The organism is Sandaracinobacteroides sp. A072 (assembly GCF_052616365.1).
Genome location: NZ_JBQXGU010000001.1, coordinates 342,343 through 359,786, shown reverse-complemented (window position 1 = coordinate 359,786; position 17,444 = coordinate 342,343). Strand labels below are relative to the sequence as shown.

At 66.5% G+C, this 17,444-nt stretch carries 16 protein-coding genes and 2 tRNA genes; 5 read left to right on the top strand and 13 right to left on the bottom strand.

All coding sequences use genetic code 11. The annotated features are described in order from the left end of the window. Positions 1-7 precede the first annotated feature (7 nt). Positions 8-84: transfer RNA gene (locus ACUJ46_RS01725), tRNA-Pro, on the top strand. Positions 85-176: 92 nt separating this feature from the next. Here ACUJ46_RS01725 and ACUJ46_RS01720 read toward each other — a convergent pair. The 7 genes from ACUJ46_RS01720 to ACUJ46_RS01690 form a co-directional block, all read right to left on the bottom strand. Next, positions 177-698, bottom strand: coding sequence for a gamma carbonic anhydrase family protein (locus ACUJ46_RS01720; RefSeq protein WP_445388727.1), 522 nt, complete (start codon positions 696-698; stop codon positions 177-179). A gap of 39 nt (positions 699-737) precedes the next feature. After that, complete coding sequence (gene argC / locus ACUJ46_RS01715; protein WP_445388726.1) at positions 738-1,781, bottom strand: N-acetyl-gamma-glutamyl-phosphate reductase; 1,044 nt, start codon at positions 1,779-1,781, stop codon at positions 738-740. A gap of 9 nt (positions 1,782-1,790) precedes the next feature. After that, positions 1,791-4,091, bottom strand: a complete 2,301-nt coding sequence (locus tag ACUJ46_RS01710) for a spermidine synthase (protein ID WP_445388725.1) — start codon at positions 4,089-4,091, stop codon at positions 1,791-1,793. 11 nt (positions 4,092-4,102) lie between these two features. Then, positions 4,103-4,636, bottom strand: coding sequence for a methylated-DNA--[protein]-cysteine S-methyltransferase (locus ACUJ46_RS01705; RefSeq protein ID WP_445388724.1), 534 nt, complete (start codon positions 4,634-4,636; stop codon positions 4,103-4,105). Further along, positions 4,629-5,918 carry a 30S ribosomal protein S12 methylthiotransferase RimO gene (gene rimO / locus ACUJ46_RS01700; RefSeq protein WP_445389507.1) on the bottom strand — a complete coding sequence of 430 codons (1,290 nt, stop codon included), beginning with the start codon at positions 5,916-5,918 and terminating at the stop codon, positions 4,629-4,631. The genes ACUJ46_RS01705 and rimO overlap by 8 nt, the downstream gene beginning before the upstream one ends. 47 nt (positions 5,919-5,965) lie before the next feature. Beyond that, entirely contained in the window at positions 5,966-6,595 is a 630-nt protein-coding gene (gene folE, locus ACUJ46_RS01695) for a GTP cyclohydrolase I FolE (RefSeq protein ID WP_445388723.1), read from the bottom strand. Between the two features lie 42 nt (positions 6,596-6,637). Next, a tRNA-Thr gene (locus tag ACUJ46_RS01690) sits at positions 6,638-6,713 on the bottom strand. Positions 6,714-6,845: 132 nt separating this feature from the next. Here ACUJ46_RS01690 and ACUJ46_RS01685 point away from each other — a divergent pair. The 3 genes from ACUJ46_RS01685 to ACUJ46_RS01675 all read left to right on the top strand — a co-directional run bounded on the left by ACUJ46_RS01685 (position 6,846) and on the right by ACUJ46_RS01675 (position 9,452). Beyond that, the gene (locus ACUJ46_RS01685; protein ID WP_445388722.1) at positions 6,846-8,366 is read left to right on the top strand and encodes a YifB family Mg chelatase-like AAA ATPase; all 1,521 of its coding nucleotides are present in this window, start codon (positions 6,846-6,848) and stop codon (positions 8,364-8,366) included. A gap of 96 nt (positions 8,367-8,462) precedes the next feature. Continuing rightward, positions 8,463-9,020 (top strand): hypothetical protein, encoded by a 558-nt coding sequence (locus ACUJ46_RS01680; protein WP_445388721.1) that lies wholly within the window; start codon positions 8,463-8,465, stop codon positions 9,018-9,020. 27 nt (positions 9,021-9,047) lie between these two features. Continuing rightward, a complete protein-coding gene (locus tag ACUJ46_RS01675; protein WP_445388720.1) occupies positions 9,048-9,452 on the top strand; it encodes a DUF805 domain-containing protein in 405 nt (134 codons plus the stop codon). 25 nt (positions 9,453-9,477) lie between these two features. On the opposite strand, the gene ACUJ46_RS01670 is transcribed toward ACUJ46_RS01675, so the two are convergent. Together ACUJ46_RS01670 and ACUJ46_RS01665 are read right to left on the bottom strand one after the other, a co-directional pair. After that, positions 9,478-10,725 carry a cytochrome P450 gene (locus ACUJ46_RS01670; RefSeq protein ID WP_445388719.1) on the bottom strand — a complete coding sequence of 416 codons (1,248 nt, stop codon included), beginning with the start codon at positions 10,723-10,725 and terminating at the stop codon, positions 9,478-9,480. Between the two features lie 116 nt (positions 10,726-10,841). Then, positions 10,842-12,116 carry a dicarboxylate/amino acid:cation symporter gene (locus tag ACUJ46_RS01665; RefSeq protein ID WP_445388718.1) on the bottom strand — a complete coding sequence of 425 codons (1,275 nt, stop codon included), beginning with the start codon at positions 12,114-12,116 and terminating at the stop codon, positions 10,842-10,844. 105 nt (positions 12,117-12,221) lie between these two features. Here ACUJ46_RS01665 and ACUJ46_RS01660 point away from each other — a divergent pair, with 105 nt between their 5' ends. Continuing rightward, on the top strand, positions 12,222-12,890 hold the full coding sequence (locus ACUJ46_RS01660) for an HAD-IA family hydrolase (protein ID WP_445388717.1): 669 nt from the start codon (positions 12,222-12,224) through the stop codon (positions 12,888-12,890). A gap of 39 nt (positions 12,891-12,929) precedes the next feature. Here ACUJ46_RS01660 and rpoN read toward each other — a convergent pair whose 3' ends face one another. The 4 genes from rpoN to ACUJ46_RS01640 all read right to left on the bottom strand — a co-directional run bounded on the left by rpoN (position 12,930) and on the right by ACUJ46_RS01640 (position 17,358). Then, positions 12,930-14,444 carry an RNA polymerase factor sigma-54 gene (gene rpoN / locus ACUJ46_RS01655; protein ID WP_445388716.1) on the bottom strand — a complete coding sequence of 505 codons (1,515 nt, stop codon included), beginning with the start codon at positions 14,442-14,444 and terminating at the stop codon, positions 12,930-12,932. An 8-nt stretch (positions 14,445-14,452) separates the two neighbouring features. Next, positions 14,453-15,211 carry an LPS export ABC transporter ATP-binding protein gene (gene lptB, locus ACUJ46_RS01650; protein WP_445388715.1) on the bottom strand — a complete coding sequence of 253 codons (759 nt, stop codon included), beginning with the start codon at positions 15,209-15,211 and terminating at the stop codon, positions 14,453-14,455. Positions 15,212-15,544: 333 nt separating this feature from the next. Next, positions 15,545-16,957 carry a type I glutamate--ammonia ligase gene (gene glnA / locus ACUJ46_RS01645; protein ID WP_445388714.1) on the bottom strand — a complete coding sequence of 471 codons (1,413 nt, stop codon included), beginning with the start codon at positions 16,955-16,957 and terminating at the stop codon, positions 15,545-15,547. 62 nt (positions 16,958-17,019) lie between these two features. After that, positions 17,020-17,358, bottom strand: a complete 339-nt coding sequence (locus ACUJ46_RS01640; protein WP_445388713.1) for a P-II family nitrogen regulator — start codon at positions 17,356-17,358, stop codon at positions 17,020-17,022. Positions 17,359-17,444: the final 86 nt, after the last annotated feature.

Below are 17,444 nucleotides of genomic sequence, written 5' to 3'. Positions count from 1 at the left end.
CCCACGTCGGAGCGTAGCGCAGCCTGGTAGCGCATCAGACTGGGGGTCTGGGGGTCGCAGGTTCGAATCCTGTCGCTCCGACCATCTTTCGGGAAACCGCAAGCAGAAACGGCGGGGTCGGCTGGTCCGGTCCCGCCGTTTCCGGTTTCCAGCCCCCGATTCGCTGCCGGAACCTGTCATGGCAGCTGGCTTTGCCGGTGCATCCGGGCCAGTTCCACATAGCCGGCGGCGCCTGCGCGGTTGCGCGCCACCTCCTCGTCGCTCAGGCTTCGCACGAATTTCGCCGGGCGGCCCAGCCACAGTTCCCGGGCCCCGATTCGCTTGCCCGGAGACAGCAGAGCGCCGGCGCCCAGCATGGCGTCAGGCTCCAGCACGCAATGGTCCATCACGATGGCGCCCAGCCCGACGAAGCTGCGGTCCATCAGGGTGCAGCCATGGACGACCGCCATGTGGCCGACAAGCACGTCATCGCCGATGACGGTTGCTGCCTGCCCGTTCGTCACATGCACGATGGAGCCATCCTGGATGTTCGACCGTGCACCGATGCGGATCGGCATGACATCGCCACGCACGACGACATTATACCAGACCGACGAGCCCGCCCCGATCTCGACATCGCCGATGACCTGCGCGCCGGGGGCGACCCAGGCGTCCGGGTCGATGCGGGGTGCGGTTCCGGCAAAGCTGTGCAATGGCATTGGGCTGTCTTCCTTTCTGCTGCTGTTCCGGTGGCGGCCTCACGGGAAGAGCGGCGCGGCCTCCAGCCCCATCGTCTCGGGCAAGCCGAACATCAGGTTCATGTTCTGGATCGCCTGCCCGGACGATCCCTTCACCAGATTGTCGATCGCCGCGATCACCAGCGCGCGGCCGGGCACCCGGTCGGCGAAGACATTGACGACCATGTGGTTCGACCCCCGCACCATCCGGGTTGCCGGCGCAACGCCTTCGGGCAGAAGGTGCACGAAGGGCTCGTCCGCATAGCGTTCGGCCAGCCGCGCGCGCAGGTCGGCGACAGTCCGCCCATCGGCCAGTTCGACGGTGATGGTTTCCAGTTCGCCCCGGTTCATCGGCAAGAGGTGCGGCGTGAAGCTGATGATGACAGGCGCGCCGAAAGCCTTGCCCAGTTCCTGCTCGATTTCCGGCATGTGGCGGTGGCGGCCCACGGCATAGGGGGCGACCGCTTCCGACACTTCCGTGAAGAGGTTGCTCTCCTTCAGGCTGCGCCCGGCGCCCGACACGCCCGAAAGCGCGTTGATGCTGATATTCGAAGGCCGGATCAGCCCGGAATCGGCCAGGGGCAGGAGCGCCAGCAGCGCCGCCGTCGGATAGCAGCCGGGGCAGGCGACGAGGCGGGCATCGGCAAGTTTCGGGCGCGCTTCCTCGGTCAGGCCATAGACCGCTTCACCCAGAAGACCCGGCGCCGGGTGGGTCACTCCATACCATTCGCCATAGACTTCCGGGTCGTTCAGGCGGAAATCGGCCGACAGGTCGATGATCCGCACGCCCTTCAGCGTGGACAGAAGCTCGGCGGACGCCGCATGCGGCAGGCAGCCGAACACCACATCCACGCTTTCCCAGTCGATCGCGTCGGCCTTCACCAGGGCCGGCAGCTGCGGATAGGCGGCGAAATGCGGCCAGATGGCGGCCATGCTCTGCCCGGCCTTCTGGTTGGCGGCAAGCGCCGCGATCTCTATCGCGGGGTGGGTGAGCGCGATGCGGACAAGGTCGGCGCCGGTATAGCCCGAGGCCCCGAGGACGGCGATACGAAGCTTGCGTGTCATGCTGCTCTCCTAGTGGCGCTTCCAGAATGGCTTCAAGACCGGAAGTGCCGATGCGAAGCCATCGGTCCATTCGGGCACGTCCGCGCGCCCTGCAAGCGGGATCCAGTCACCACTGCGGCCGGTGGCCTCGGTGAATCGGTTCATTGCCGCTTCGTCACGGGCCAGCACGATCCAGATGGAAGCATTGTAGGTGAAGCCCTCGGCTGCCCGTTCCGGCTCGGGGATGTAATAAAACTGCCGCGCCGCCAGCCCCTGCCCTTCGGCGATGGCCGCAACCACCGGCTCCAGGTCGAGGAAGCGGTTGGAGACGTGAACGACGAGCAGGCCATCAGGCGAAAGCCGCGTCATGTAGGTCTCGAAGGCTTCGCGGGTGAGAAGATGAAGCGGAATGGCATCGGAGGAAAAGGCATCGACCGCCAGAACGTCGAACCGGCCGGCCGGCTCTTCGGCCAGTTTCAGGCGGGCGTCGCCCACCACGATCCGGGCCTCGGGCTTGCACTGGGCGAGATAGGAAAAGACCCGGGGATCGGTTGCGATGTCCACCATCAGCGGGTCGATCTCGTAGAAGGTCCAGTCCTGCAGGGGGGTGGCGTGGCAGGCGAGCGTTCCCGTGCCGAGGCCCACGACCGCGATGCGGGCGGCCTCGCCGAAGAGATCGGGCGCGGCACGAAGAGCAAGGCCGACGCCGCTTTCGGGGGCATAATAGGTCTGCGGCTCGCGCGAAAGCGCCGGGTCGAGCGACTGGGCGCCATGCAGGGTGGTGCCATGGAGCAGGCGGCGGCTGTTGATGCTCTGCACATTCTCGATGGTGTAGATGCCGAAGAAGCTGCGCTGGCGGGCGCGGTCGATGGTGGAAATGTCGATCTGCTGCCACCCACCCAGCCCCAGCATCAGCATGGCGAGAAGCCAGGCGAACATCAGCGGGCGGCCGATGGCGAGGATGGCAAGCCCCACCATGAACGCCACCACCGCCACCTGCGACGGCGGCGTGGAAACGAGATTGAAGCTTGCACCCAGCCACCAGGAAAGCGCCAGCGCCAGCCCCGGCGTCAGCACCCTGAGAATCCGCGCCACGCCCCCCCTGCCCTGCCACAGGCCGGCGATGCGGCGGGTGAGCGGCCGCGCCGGAAGCAACAGGGCGGCGGCCACAAGCAGGATCGGATGCTCATAGACCCAGTCGAAGATCATCGGCGCGACAAGCGCCGGGAACAGCCCGCCCACGACTCCGCCGGCCGACATCCAGAGGTAGAAATCGGTGAGCTGGGCCGGCGCCGGCCTGTCGGCTGCAAGCGCCCCATGCAGGGCAGTCGCCACAACAAGCAGCATGGCGACGGAGGCAAGCCCGTAAAGGCTTGCCGACTGGCCAACTGAAACCAGTCCGAGACCGCCGAAAAGCAGAAGCGCAAAGGGCGCGAGCCAGGTGGCGTTGCGCGCATGCCAGGCCCCATGCCCGGAAAAGACGAGGATGAAGCTGATGAGATAGGCCGAAAGCGGCAGCACCCACAGCATCGGCATCGCCATGATGTCTGTCGTGATGTGGGTGGTGGTGCTGAGCATCAGCCCCGAGGGCACGGCCGCCAGGAGCAGCCAGTAGAGCCTGCGCCGCCAGGTGACGGGCCGGTGGGCGCGGGCGCCGGCGGTATCGGGCGCGGTGGCGGGCAGGCGGGCGCCAAGCCGCAGGATGACGGCGCCGCCTGCCAGCATCAGCAGCATCAGCAGGCCATAGCCGACAGACCACAACGCCTGCTGCTGCGGCAGGCTGGTGAAGGGCTCCAGCAGGAAGGGATAGGCAAGAAGCCCCAGCAGCGAGCCGGCGTTGGACGCGGCATAGAGGAAGAAGGGGCTGGCCGCCGCCTTGTCGGGTGCGCGCGCGAACCAGGCCTGCATCAGCGGGGCCTGCGCCGATACGCACAGGAACACCGGCCCGATCGACAGGGCCAGAAGCTTCAGCAGCCAGAAGGCGGCGGCGCTTCCGGTATCGGCCGGGCCGATGTCGGCGATGCCGATGGGCAGGGTGATGGCGGCAAGGGCAAAGACGAAGCCATGGGCTGCAAGCTGCGCCTTCAGCGGCAGGCGTTGCAGCGCATGGGCATAAGCATAGCCGAGCAGCAGCACCGCCTGGTAGAACAGCATGGCCGTGTTCCAGACACTGGGGCTTCCGCCCAGCACCGGCAGCACCAGCCGCGCGAACAGTGGCTGGATGAGAAACAGGAGAAAGCTGCCAAGGAACAGGATGGCGATGAAGAGCGGCCGCAAGTGCAGGCGTGTTGCCGTGCGCGCAAAATCCGCAGTCTCGACCCCTGCCGCCACGGGCATCTCCTTCAGATCAGGCTTTCCTGGGCGGGCCGCCAGCCTTCATGCGCCAGCAACCAGCGCTTGCGATGAAGCCCGCCGGCATAGCCCGTCAGGCTTCCGTCCGCTCCGATGACACGATGGCAGGGAATGGCAAGTGCAATCGGGTTCCGGGCATTGGCCCGGCCCACGGCGCGCGCGTTAGGCCCGCGCCCTGTCGCCGCCCCGCCAAGGGCGCGGGCGACATCGGCATAGCTGCGCGTCTCGCCGGGCGGGATGCGGCGAAGCACGGCCCAGACGGCGCGCTCGAAATCGCTTCCGCACGGCGCCACGGCCAGGGCTGCAAGCGCATCCGCCTCGCCCGCGAAATAGCGTGAGAAGGCCTCGATGATCCTCTGCGCCGCCACGTCCGGCTGCGCCGGGCCTTCGATGGCGCGAACACCATCTGCCGATGGCCCGTCTTCGAAGATGGCTTCGTGCAGGACGCCGTCGGTGTCGTGCCGCAGCAGCAGCCGTCCAAGCGGGGTCAGGAGCGTGATTCCGCGGGGCTGCCCCTCAGCCAAGCGGCACGCCATAGAGGTCGAAGGCGTCCGAATCCTCGATCAGCACCGAAACGATGTCCCCCGGATTGAGGTCCGGCGCATCACGCAGCAGCACGCGGCCGTCGATCTCGGGCGCATCGGCCTTGCTGCGGCCAGTGGCCCCGCCATCAGCGTCCGCCTCGTCGATGATCACGTCGAGGGTGCGGCCCACCTTGGCTGCCAGCTTCGCTTCCGAAATGGCGGCGGCCTTTTCCATGAAGCGGTCGCGCCGCGCCTCGCGCACCGCACGCGGCAGGGCGCCGGGCAGGGCATTGGCGGCAGCCCCCTCCACGGGTTCATAGGCAAAGCAGCCCACGCGATCGAGTTGCGCCTCGTCCAGCCAGCCGAGGAGATGCTCGAAATCGGCTTCCGTCTCGCCGGGGAAACCGGCGATGAAGGTCGAGCGGATGGCAAGGTCGGGCACCTGCCGCCGCCATTGTGCGATCCGCTCCAGCACCTTTTCCTCGTTTGCCGGGCGGCGCATCGCCTTCAGCACATCTGGGGCGGCATGCTGGAAGGGAATGTCGAGATAGGGAAGGATCAGCCCCTCGGCCATCAGCGGGATCAGCTCGTCCACATGGGCATAGGGGTAGATATAGTGCAGCCGCACCCATGCCCCCAGCCTGCCCAGTTCGCGGGCAAGGTCGGTGATGTGGGCGCGCAGCTCGCCCTTGCCATAGCGGGCGTGGCGCAGATCCCGGCCATAGGCGGAGGTGTCCTGGCTGATGACCAGAAGCTCCCGCGTGCCGGCCGCCACCAGCTTTTCCGCCTCGCGGAGGATGGCATCCGGCCGGCGGGAGGCGAGATCGCCGCGAATGGAGGGGATGATGCAGAAGGCGCAGCGATGGTTGCAGCCTTCGGAAATCTTCAGATAGCTGTAGTGGCGCGGGGTCAGTTTCAGCCCCGCCTCGGGCACCAGGTCGACGAAGGGCTGGGGCGGCATGGGCGCCGCCGCGCGCACCGCGCCGACCACGGCCTCATATTGCTGCGGCCCGGTGATCGCCAGCACATCGGGGAAACGGGCGCGGATGGCGTCGGCTTCGCCACCCATGCAGCCTGTCACCACCACGCGGCCATTTTCGGCAATCGCCTCGCCGATGGCGTCGAGGCTTTCGGCCTTGGCGCTGTCGAGAAAGCCGCAGGTATTCACGATCACCACATCGGCCCCGGCATAATCGGCCGACATGGCATAGCCCTCGGACCGGAGCGAGGTGAGGATGCGCTCGCTGTCCACCAGGGCCTTGGGGCAGCCGAGCGAAACCATGCCCACCTTGCGGGGCGGAAGAATGCTGCGCTGGTCGGTCATGGGCTTCAGTTCGAACCGATCTTCATCAGCGTCAGCACTTCCTTGCGGCTGCGCTCGTCCTCGCGGAACACGCCCATCATGCGGCTGGTCGTCATGGTCACTCCCGGCGTCAGCACGCCGCGGGCCGACATGCAGGCATGGCTGGCTTCCACCACCACGGCAACGCCGCGCGGCTCCAGCCCTTCCTGGATGGCGTCGGCGATTTCGGCGGTCAGCCGTTCCTGCACCTGCAGCCTGCGGGCATAGCCATGGGCAACGCGGGCAAGCTTGGATATGCCGACGACGCGATCCTTCGGCAGATAGGCGATGTGCACCTTGCCGATGATGGGCGCCATGTGATGCTCGCAGTGGGACTGGAAGGGAATGTCGCGCAGCAGGACGATTTCATCATAGCCGCCGACTTCCTCGAAGGTGCGCGAAAGATGGATTCGCGGGTCTTCGCCATAACCCCGGAAATATTCGCGATAGGCGCGCGCCACACGGCCGGGCGTGTCCAGCAGGCCCTCGCGCGACGGTTCGTCCCCGGCCCAGCGGATCAGGGTGCGCACGGCCTCCAGCACATCGGCCGGGATGCTGGCGTCACGATCCTCGCCTTCCAGCGGCGCATCGTCATCAAGGGTGTGGTAATCCGCCATCCGGCTTCTCCGCAGCGGGGGCATCCCCCCCGAAAAGGCGCGTGGTGCCGGATGCAGGGGTCGAACCCGCGACCTTCGGTTTACAAAACCGCTGCTCTGCCAGCTGAGCTAATCCGGCGCGCCGAGGCCCATCTAGGCGATGGTGTGGCGTTTCGCAATGAACCTGCGGCAGACGAGGCCTTCCGCCGCAGTCTTTTTGGCGCTAGCCCGGGCTTCCCCAGGGGTCGGACCATGGCGGAGAGAATGCGATATGGTCGCCCGTGTGGCAACCCTTGCCTATGTCGGGCTGGAAGCCCGGCCCGTTGACGTGCAGGTGCAGCTGGCCCCGGGCCTTGTCAGCTTCGTGGTGGTGGGCCTTCCCGACAAGGCGGTGAAGGAAAGCCGCGACCGCGTGACGGCCGCCTTCGCTGCCCTCGGGCTTGCCATGCCGGCAAAGCGCATCACCGTGAATCTCGCCCCGGCCGATCTCGAAAAGGCCGGCTCCCACTATGACCTGCCGATCGCCCTCGGGCTGCTGGCGGCGATGGGCGTGGTCGATGCCGAATCGCTCGCCCATTATGTGGCGGTGGGCGAACTGTCGCTCGACGGCCGTATCACCGCTTCGCCCGGTGTGCTGCTGGCAGCGCTCCATGCCGCCGGGGGCGGGCTGGGGCTGATCTGCCCCGGTTCGCAGGGTCCGGAAGCCGCATGGGCGGCAGGCGGCACCGGGATGGAGGTGATTGCAGCCCCCGACCTCCACGCCCTTGTCGCCCATCTGAAGGGCACTTCCCTCATTCCGCCGCCCGACCCTGCGCGACTGGAAGCGCGGCCCTTCACCGGCCCCGACCTTGGCGACGTGAAGGGGCAGGAAGTGCCCAAGCGCGCGCTGGAGATTGCGGCTGCGGGCGGGCACAATCTGCTGATGTGCGGGCCGCCGGGGGCAGGAAAATCGATGATGGCGGCGGCCCTTCCCGGCATCCTGCCCGAACTCACCTCGGCCGAGGCGCTGGAAGTCGCGATGATCGCTTCGCTCGCCGGCTCGCTCGAAGGCGGGCGCATCGCCCGCACACGCCCCTTCCGCAGCCCGCACCATTCCGCTTCCATGCCGGCGCTCGTGGGCGGCGGCCGGCAGGCGCGGCCGGGCGAAGTGAGCCTGGCGCATCTGGGCGTCCTCTTCCTCGACGAGCTGCCGGAATTCCAGCGCGGCACGCTCGATGCGCTGCGCCAGCCGCTGGAGCGTGGCGCCGTGGAAGTGGCGCGCGCCGCCCTGCACGTCACCTATCCGGCGCGCGTGCAGCTGATCGCGGCGATGAACCCCTGCCGCTGCGGCCATCTGGCCGATGCCGCCCTCGCCTGCGCGCGGGCGCCCCGCTGCGCGGCGGATTACCAGTCGAAGATATCCGGCCCCCTTCTCGACCGCATCGACATGTTCGTGGACATCGAGGCGGTGAAGGCGAGCGACCTTGCCCTGCCTTCGCCTGCCGAGCGCAGCGCCGATGTCGCTGCCCGCGTCGCCGCCGCCCGCCGCCTGCAGGAAGCCCGCTACCGGGGCACGCAGGCCCGAACCAACGCGGAAGCCGAAGGCCGGCTGCTGGAAACGGCGGACATGCTGGAAGAACCGGCCCGCCAGTTGCTGACGCGCGCGGCCGAGACGATGCGCCTGTCCGCCCGTGCCTGGACCCGGACGCTGCGCGTCGCCCGCACCATCGCCGACCTCGCCGGCGCGCCGGTGACAGGCCGCATCCATGTGGCGGAGGCGCTGGCCTTCCGCCGGCAGGCGCTGGCCAGCTGAAAGCCGGCAGGGCTGGAATCGGGCGCCGGCACGGGCTAGCCTGCCACCCATGGGCCTGAGCGGGCATCAGGCGCGCCGGGAAAGGAGCGTTGAGGCATGGCGAGGGAAAGGATGACCGGTGCGGCCACGCGGCTGCTTCCATGGGCGATCGCCTTCGCCCTTGTCCTCGTGCTGATCTTCGCGCCCGGCAAGCTCGGGGAACGGCGCGCCCCGCCCGCGCCCTCCACCGGCACCGCCATCGTGACGGAGGCAGCAGATGGCATGCGCAACCTCGCCCTTCCGGATGGCAGCACGCTGATGCTGGACCACGGTCACCCCGCCATCGCCATTGCGGCCTTCCTCGATGGCCCCGATCCGGCGCCGCGCGCCTTTGCGATACCCGATGATCCGGCCGTGCTGTTTCCCGCGCTTTCCGCCCTGATGCGCGCCTATCCGGGCATGGCCATGGAGCTGCGCGGCCCAGCTGACGAACCGCTGGAAGAAGGGGCCGTCATCACCCCCGAAAGCGGAATGGAGGCCCAGGGCGGCGCGCCCGCCAAGGCCCCGCAGCCGGCGCTTCTTGCCCGCGCGGAGGCTGCCGGCATGGATCCGGCGCGCCTTGCCTTTGCCGCCGATGGCGCAACCCGGCCAGTCCTTGTCGTCACTCGCAAATAACAGGCAAAAGGGCCGCCCATGTCGCTGATGTTCGCTCCCCTCCGGCGCTATGCGCAATTTTCCGGCCGGGCGCGGCGGCGCGAATATTGGCTGTTCATTCTGTTCGTGGCGCTTGTTTCGGCCCTGCTTTCAGCATGGATCGCCAGCACCACCGGCGGCCTGCCGATCGCGGACGCCGCCTTCGAGGCGCGGGCCCAGACCGGGCTGGCGCTTATGGCCTTCGGTCTCTTTCACCTGCTCGTCTTCCTGCCGGCCTTCGCCGTGTCCGTCAGGCGCCTGCATGACAGCGGCAAATCCGGCTGGTGGCTGTTGCTGAACCTGCTGCCCGCAGGCGCCCTGGTGCTGATCATCTTCTACCTGCTCGATGGCACGCCCGGCCCCAACCGCTACGGGCCGGACCCGAAGGCCCGGCCCGCGCCGCGTTACGATTGAGTGTTTCAGCCGGGAAAGGCCCGGCTCAGCCGCGCCGCATGATGACAGGCATCTTGCGGAAGCCGTGCACGAAGGAGGAATAGACCCGCTCCGGCTCGCCGGCGAGCTCGACCTTCATCCGGCGCTTCTGCATTTCATCCAGCAGCACCGAGATCTGCAGTTCGGCCAGGCGCGCGCCGACGCAGCGGTGGATGCCGAAGCCGAACGCCAGATGCCGGCGCGCATTCTCACGCTCGGGATCGAACACGTCGCCATCGGGGAAAACGCTTTCATCCCGGTTGGCGGAAAGATACCACATCACCACCTTCTCGCCGGCCCGGATGAGCTTGCCGCCCACCTCGAAATCCTGAAGGGCGGTGCGCCGCATGTGGGCAAGGGGCGTCTGCCAGCGAATGAGCTCGGACACGCCGTTCTGGATCAGGCCGGGGTTGTCCATCAGCTTGCGCCAGCCGGCCGGATGCAGGTTCTGCGCCATCACCGAACCGGACATGGTGTTGCGGGTGGTGTCGTTGCCACCCACGATCAGCAGCACCAGATTGCCCAGATACTCCTGCGGGGTCATGTTCCGCGTCGCCTCGGAATGGATCATCATTGAAATCAGATCCGGGCGCGGCTCCTTCTTGGCGCGCTCGTTCCAGAGGTTGGTGAAATAGGCCACCATCTCGAACAGCACTTCCCAGCGCTGCCTGTTCTTTTCCTCGTCCTCGATGGATTCGAAGTCGGTTGCCGTGTCCGACCATTTGGTCAGCAGCCTGCGATCCTCCCACGGGAAGTCGAACAGGATGGCGAGCATGCCGGTCGTCAGCTCGATGGAAACCCGGTCCACCCAGTCGAAGACTTCGCCGGTGGGCAGGCTGTCGAGCAGTTCGGCGGTGCGGCGGCGGATGTCGCCGGACTGGCGCACCATCTCGGCCGGGGTGAAGGCCGGCGCCACGGTGCGGCGCTGCCCGGTGTGCTGCGGCCGGTCCATCGCGATGAACATCGGCATCTGCGGCTCCTCGTCACGGCCCTCGGGCCGGTCGACGATAGTGATGCCACCCTTCTCCCACGAGGAGGAGAAGATGTCGGGGCGCCCTTCCACTTCCATGATGTGGTGATGCGACACGACGGACCAATAGGGCCCGTACATGGATTGCGGGCAGTAGTGCACTGGGCCATGCCGACGCATTGTCGCAAAGTTTTCAAGGATATGCTTGTATTCCACCCAGAGGTGGGGATTGCCGATGTCGAGCACCTCGAGAGGCAGCCCGGTCTCCCGCGCCAGAGTCGCCATGAATTTTCTCCCTCGCTTTTATGCGGGAAAGCTACCGCATGTTCGGCTCAAGTCAAGAGAGTGCGGAGGGATACTCCGCATTATTGCGGCTCCAGACGGCGCGTCATTTGGGCGCGTCATCTGGGTGCATCGGCGATCTCCGTCTGCGGTGCGTCGCCCTCGCGGGCCTCGCGGTCCATTTCCCACTTGGAAACGACGGCTGCGGCAATGGAATTGCCGATGGCATTGGTGGCCGATCGCCCCATGTCGAGGAAGTGGTCGACGGCGAGGATCAGCACCAGCCCGCCCGCCGGCAGGTCGAAGAAGGTGAGCGTCGCGGCGATGACGACGAGGCTGGCGCGTGGCACGCCGGCGATGCCCTTCGATGTCACCATCAGCAGCGCCATCATCCCCAGTTGCTGGATGAAGGTGAATTCGACTCCATAGGCCTGGGCGATGAACAGCACGGCAAAGACGCAGTACATCATCGAGCCATCGAGATTGAAGCTGTAGCCCAGCGGCAGCACGAAGCTCGAAATGCGGTTGGGAATGCCGTAGCGCTCCAGCGCTTCCAGGATGCGCGGATAGGCGGCCTCTGAACTCGCGGTGGAGAAGGACAGGAGGAAGGCGTCCTTCACCTCGACGATCAGCCGCAGTGCATCGCGCCAGCCGATGACGAAGGCGCAGGCGATGATGTTGAATGCCATGAGCAGCAGCAGGGACACATAGAAGCCGCCCATGAAGAGGCCATAGGTCTTCAGCACGGCGAGGCCCTGGACCGCGATGGTGGCCGCGACCGCCGCGAACACGGCCGGCGGCGCGAAGATCATCACATATTGCGTGACCTTCAGCATCAGCGCCATCAGCGCCTCGGCCCCGTGCAGAAGCGGCTTTCCCTTTTCCCCGATCGCCGCGAGCGCGATGCCGGCGAACACCGAGAAGACAACGATCTGCAGGATCTCGTTGGTGGCCAGCGCCTCGAAGATGGATTTCGGAACGAGGTGGGTGACGAAATTCTTCAGCGTGAACTTGTCCGTCTCAAGCCCGGCCGAGGCATCGACCGGCGGCAGTGGCAGGTTGAGGCCCGCGCCCGGTTCCAGCCACTGGACGACGAAAAGCCCGATGAAGAGCGCGCCCACCGAAGTGGCGAGGAACCAGGCAATGGCCCGCCCCCCGATCCGCCCCAGTGCGGCGACATCGCCGCCCATGTGGCCGATGCCCGATATCAGCGCTGCCAGCACCAGCGGCGCGATGATCATCTTGATGAGGCGCAGGAAGACATCGGTGATGATCGAGAATCCATCGGCCACTGCGCGCGCACCCTCGGCATCCAGCCGTTGGTTGACGACAAAGCCGACGACAAGGCCCGCGACGAGCGCGAACAGGATCCACAGGGTGAGCTTTCTGGCCATAGGCCAGAGGTGCCAGCTTGATTGCGTGCCGGCAAGAGGCGAACCCGTGGTTGCAACATCCAGAAAGCCCGGCCAACAGGGGCAGCAAGGAAAGCAAGGGGAGACATGCGCGTGACAACAGGATTCGAGGCCGTTCTGTGGGACTTCGGCGGTGTGATCACCACATCCCCCTTCGAGGCCTTCAACCGCCACGAAGCCGCGCGCGGCTTGCCGAGGGATAGCATCCGCCGCATCAACGCCACCAACCCGGACAGCAACGCCTGGGCCATGCTGGAACGCAGCGAGATCGACGCGGAAAGCTTCGACAGGCTGTTCGCCGAAGAAGCCGCCGCCCTCGGCCTCGACATACGCGGATCGGAGGTGCTGCCGCTGCTTTCGGGGGATGTGCGGCCGCGCATGGTGGCGGCGCTGGATCGCTGCCGCGAAGCCGGGCTCAGGCTGGGCTGCATCACCAACAACGCCCGCATCGGCCATGGCGCCGGCATGGCAGGAAGCCGCCGCCAGTCGGACGAGATCGCAGCCATCATGGCGCGCTTCGACCATGTGCTCGAAAGTTCGAAGGTCGGCCTGCGCAAGCCCGATCCGCGAATCTACCAGCTGATGTGCGAAACGCTCAGGCTGGACCCGGCCGCCTGCATCTACCTCGATGACCTCGGCATCAACTGCAAGCCGGCAGCCGGCCTCGGGATGACAGCCATCAAGGTCACCGGCGAGGCGCAGGCGCTCGCTGATCTGGGCCGGCTTCTCGGCCTCGATTTCCCGGCTGCCGCCTGAATGGCCGCGCGGCTCAGGCCGCCCAAATGATCGCGCGGCTCAGGCCGCCTGGACGATGGCGCGGCGGCGCCGGTCGAAGCTGGAGGGGATGCCGAGGGCCTCGCGATATTTGGCGACGGTGCGGCGGGCCAGTTCATGGCCCTCGGCCTTCAGCAGGTCGACAAGCCGGTCGTCCGACAGGGGTTTTAGCGGCGGCTCGGCCTCGATCAGGGCCTTGATGCGCTGACGCACGGCTTCGGCCGATGCATCCGCGCCTCCGTTGGTGCCGTGGATGGCCGTGGTGAAGAAATATTTCAGCTCGAAGACGCCACGCTCGCAGGCGAGATATTTGTTGCTCGTCACCCGGCTGACCGTCGATTCATGCATCTCGATCATGTCGGCGATCTGGCGCAGGGTCAGCGGCCGCAGATGCTGCACGCCCTTTTCGAAAAAGGCCTGCTGTTGCTCGACAAGGGCCGTCGCCACCTTGAGGATGGTATTGGCCCGCTGGTCCAGCGCCTTCATGAGCCAGCTGGCCTGCGACAGGCACTGGTCGATGAACTGGCGCTCGGGCCGGCCGGCCGCGCCCTTGCGGCTTCCAGCATGGTCGGAAAGCCGGGCCTGATACTGGCGGTTGACGATGAGGCGCGGCAGGGTTCCGCTGTTGAGATCGACCGCCCAGCCCTTCGCCGTCCGCCGCACGAAGATGTCGGGCACCACCGCCATGGTCCGCGCCCTGCCATGGATCAGGCCGGGCTTCGGATTGTAGCTGCGCAGTTCACGCAGCATGTCGGCCATGTCCTCGGCATCGACGTCGCACAGGCGGCGAAGCTGGGCGAGATCCCCGCGCGCCACCAGGTCGAGGTTGGCGATAAGTTTCTGCATGCACGGGTCGTAACGGTCGGCCTCGATCGCCTGCAGGGCGATGCATTCGGCAAGGTTGCGCGCGCCCACGCCCGTCGGCTCGAAGGTCTGGACGATTCCGAGCACGCGCTCCGCTTCGGCCACGGTGATGCCGAGACGCTCCGCGATCACGTCCAGCGGCTCGGTCAGATAGCCGGCCTCGTCGATCAGCGAGATGATGTGGAGGGCAATGGCCAGATCCAGCCCCTTCAGGCCCATGGTCTGGCGCTCCAGCACTTCGGCCAGCGTCAGTTCCTCGGCCGCCACCTGGTCGAAGCCGAAATCCTCCGGCGGCTCCCCGCCTGGCCCGCTGTCGGCGGCACAGTCATGGTGGAAGCGCTCTTCCACATAATCGACATCGAGATCGGCCGACGGGGCAACCCCTTCAGTCGCACCAAGCTCCCGGTCCAGCCCGCCCTGCGCATCCTCGCCGGCCGCCGGCTCCGCGGCTTCCGGGCCGCTCTCGCCGCCCTCTCCCGGCCCGGCGGAATCGCCGTCCGCGCCAAAACCGTCTTCCGCCATCTCCAGCAGCGGGTTGCGCTCCAGTTCGGCAGACAATTCCGCCAGCAGTTCCATGTTGGACAGGGTGAGAAGCTTGATCGCCGCCTGCAGCTGCGGCGAGACGACGAGCGTCTGGCTGGTGCGCAGGTCAAGGCGGGGACCGAGTGCCATGGGCCGCCCTAGAGCGCGAAATCCTCGCCCAGATAGACCTGGCGGACCGTTTCGTCGCGCACCAGAGCTTCCGGCGTTCCCTCGAAGAGGACCCGTCCATCATAGATGATGCAGGCCCTGTCCACGATCTCCAGTGTCTCGCGGACATTGTGATCGGTGATCAGCACACCGATGTCACGGTCCTTCAGATGGCTGACAAGGGTACGGATGTCGGCGATGGAAATGGGATCGATCCCGGCGAAGGGCTCGTCCAGAAGCATGATGGAGGGCGACGCCGCAAGCGCGCGGGCAATTTCGGCCCGGCGGCGTTCCCCGCCGGAAAGCGCCATGGCGGGTGCGTCGCGCAGGCGGGTGATGTTGAATTCGCCCAGCAGTTCCTCGAGCCGGGCGGCGCGCGCGGCCGGGTCCGGCTCCGACACTTCCAGCACGGCGGAGATATTCTCTTCCACGCTCAGCCCGCGGAAGATGGAGGTTTCCTGCGGCAGATAGCCAAGACCGAGGGCCGCGCGTCGATACATGGGCAGGCGGGTGATATCGACACCATCGAGCAGGATGCGCCCCTGATCCGGCGCGGCGAGGCCCATGATGGAATAAAAGCAGGTCGTCTTGCCGGCGCCGTTCGGGCCGAGCAGGCCGACCACTTCGCCCCGGTTCACCGAAAGCGAGACATCGCGCAGCACGACCCGGCGATCATAGGACTTGCCGATGGAAATCACGGCAAGGCCCGACACCGGTGCAGCGACCGTCTCGTCCCGTTCGGCAAGCATCGTAGCCAGCGCCTGATCCCTTCCATCCGGCCGCCCGTGGGGCGGCGCTTGTTCCAGTGTGCCGCCCGATGGCGGAGATGCCAGTTTGCCGCCCGATGGCGGAGATGATTGGCGCAATTCTTGCTGGCCAACCTTCCGGCCCGGACACTAACTTCAGCACCCGCCGGCTTCAAGGCAAAGAGCGGCGCATTGGTGCCGATTTGGCGGATTTTGACAAATCAGTGGAAAAAAGGCCGCGTCACACGGAAAGGGGCGGGCCCTTCCGCATGGAAAGACCCGCCCCCTGCCTGTGGCGACCCTGGCGGCCGGGGCGTGCGCCCCGGCCAGAAGGGATCAGCCGGAATAATACATGTCGAACTCGGCGGGCGTGGGGGTCATTTCCCAGCGCATCACCTCTTCCATCTTCAGCGCGATATAGCTGTCGATCTGCTCGTCGGTGAACACGCCACCCTTGGTGAAGACGGCGCGGCCCTTGTCGAGCGCGCCGAGCGCCTCGCGGAGCGAGCCGCACACGGTCGGGACCTTCTTCAGTTCCTTCGGTGGCAGGTCGTAGAGGTTCTTGTCCATCGCGTTGCCGGGGTGGATCTTGTTCTCGATCCCGTCGAGGCCCGCCATCATCAGCGCCGCATAGGCGAGATAGGGGTTGGCGAGCGGATCGGGGAAGCGGACTTCCACGCGCTTCGACTTGGCGCCCGTGCCATAGGGAATGCGGCAGGAGGCCGAGCGGTTGCTGCTGGAGTAGGCAAGCAGCACCGGCGCCTCATAGCCCGGGACCAGGCGCTTGTAGCTGTTGGTCGACGGGTTGGTGAAGGCGTTGCAGGCTTTGGCGTGCTTGATGATGCCGCCGATGAAGTAGAGCGCCGTTTCCGACAGGCCGGCATAGCCTTCGCCAGCGAACAGCGGCTTGCCCTTCGCCCAGATGGACAGGTGGACATGCATGCCCGATCCATTGTCCTCCTTGATGGGCTTGGGCATGAACGTCGCCGTCTTGCCATAGGCCTGCGCCACCATGTGGACGACATATTTGTAGATCTGCATGCGGTCGGCGGTTTCGACGAGCGTGCCGAATTCCAGGCCGAGTTCATGCTGGGCGGCCGCCACCTCATGGTGGTGCTTGTCGCACGGCAGGCCCATGTCGAGCAGGGTCTGCACCATTTCCGCGCGGATGTCGGTGGCGCTGTCCACCGGGGCCACGGGGAAATAGCCGCCCTTGGCGCGCGGACGGTGGCCGAGGTTGCCTTCCTCGTAGCTGCGACCGGTGTTGGTGGGCAGTTCGATGTCATCGAAGCTGTAATGGCCGCCCGCATAGGTCTGGCCGAACTTCACGTCGTCGAACATGAAGAACTCGGCCTCGGGGCCGACATAGACGGTGTCGCCGATGCCAGTGCCCTTCAGGTAGGCTTCGGCGCGCTTGGCCGTCGAACGCGGGTCGCGGCCATAGAGTTCGCCGGTCGACGGCTCGACGACGTCGCAGAACAGGACCATCATCGGCGTGGCGCTGAACGGGTCGAAATAGACGGCGTCCAGGTCCGGCTTCAGGATCATGTCGGATTCATTGATCGCCTTCCAGCCGGCGATCGAGGAACCGTCGAACATGAAGCCCTCGGCGAGATTGTCCTCGTCGATGACGCGAGGCGCCATGGTGAGGTGCTGCCACTTGCCCTTCGGGTCGGTGAAGCGGAGATCGACCCACTCGATCTCCTTTTCCTTGATCATCTTCAGAATGTCGCTGGGCGTGTTTGCCATCTTGTCCTCGCTGGGTTGAAACCGTTGTTTATGGGCAGGATCGATGCTGACCCTGATGCTGGTCAGATCGCGTCGAGATCGGTTTCGCCGGTGCGGATGCGGATCGCCCGGTCGATCGTGGAAACGAAGATCTTGCCATCGCCGATGCGCCCGGTGCGGGCGGCGGTCGCAATGGCTTCCACCACACGGTCGACCTGTCCGTCGTCGACAACGACTTCGAGCCGGACCTTGGGGAGGAAATCCACGATATATTCCGCCCCGCGGTAGAGTTCGGTGTGCCCCTTCTGGCGACCGAAGCCCTTGGCTTCGGTCACGGTGATGCCGGAAACGCCGATTTCATGCAGCGCCTCCTTCACTTCATCCAGCTTGAAGGGCTTGATGATGGCTTCGACCTTTTTCATTCGCCTTCACTGCTCCCTGAGCCGGAGCGGGGGCGTGGCACAGGCCACAAGCCGCCGCGCCCCTCCGCTACGCCTGATATGCTGCC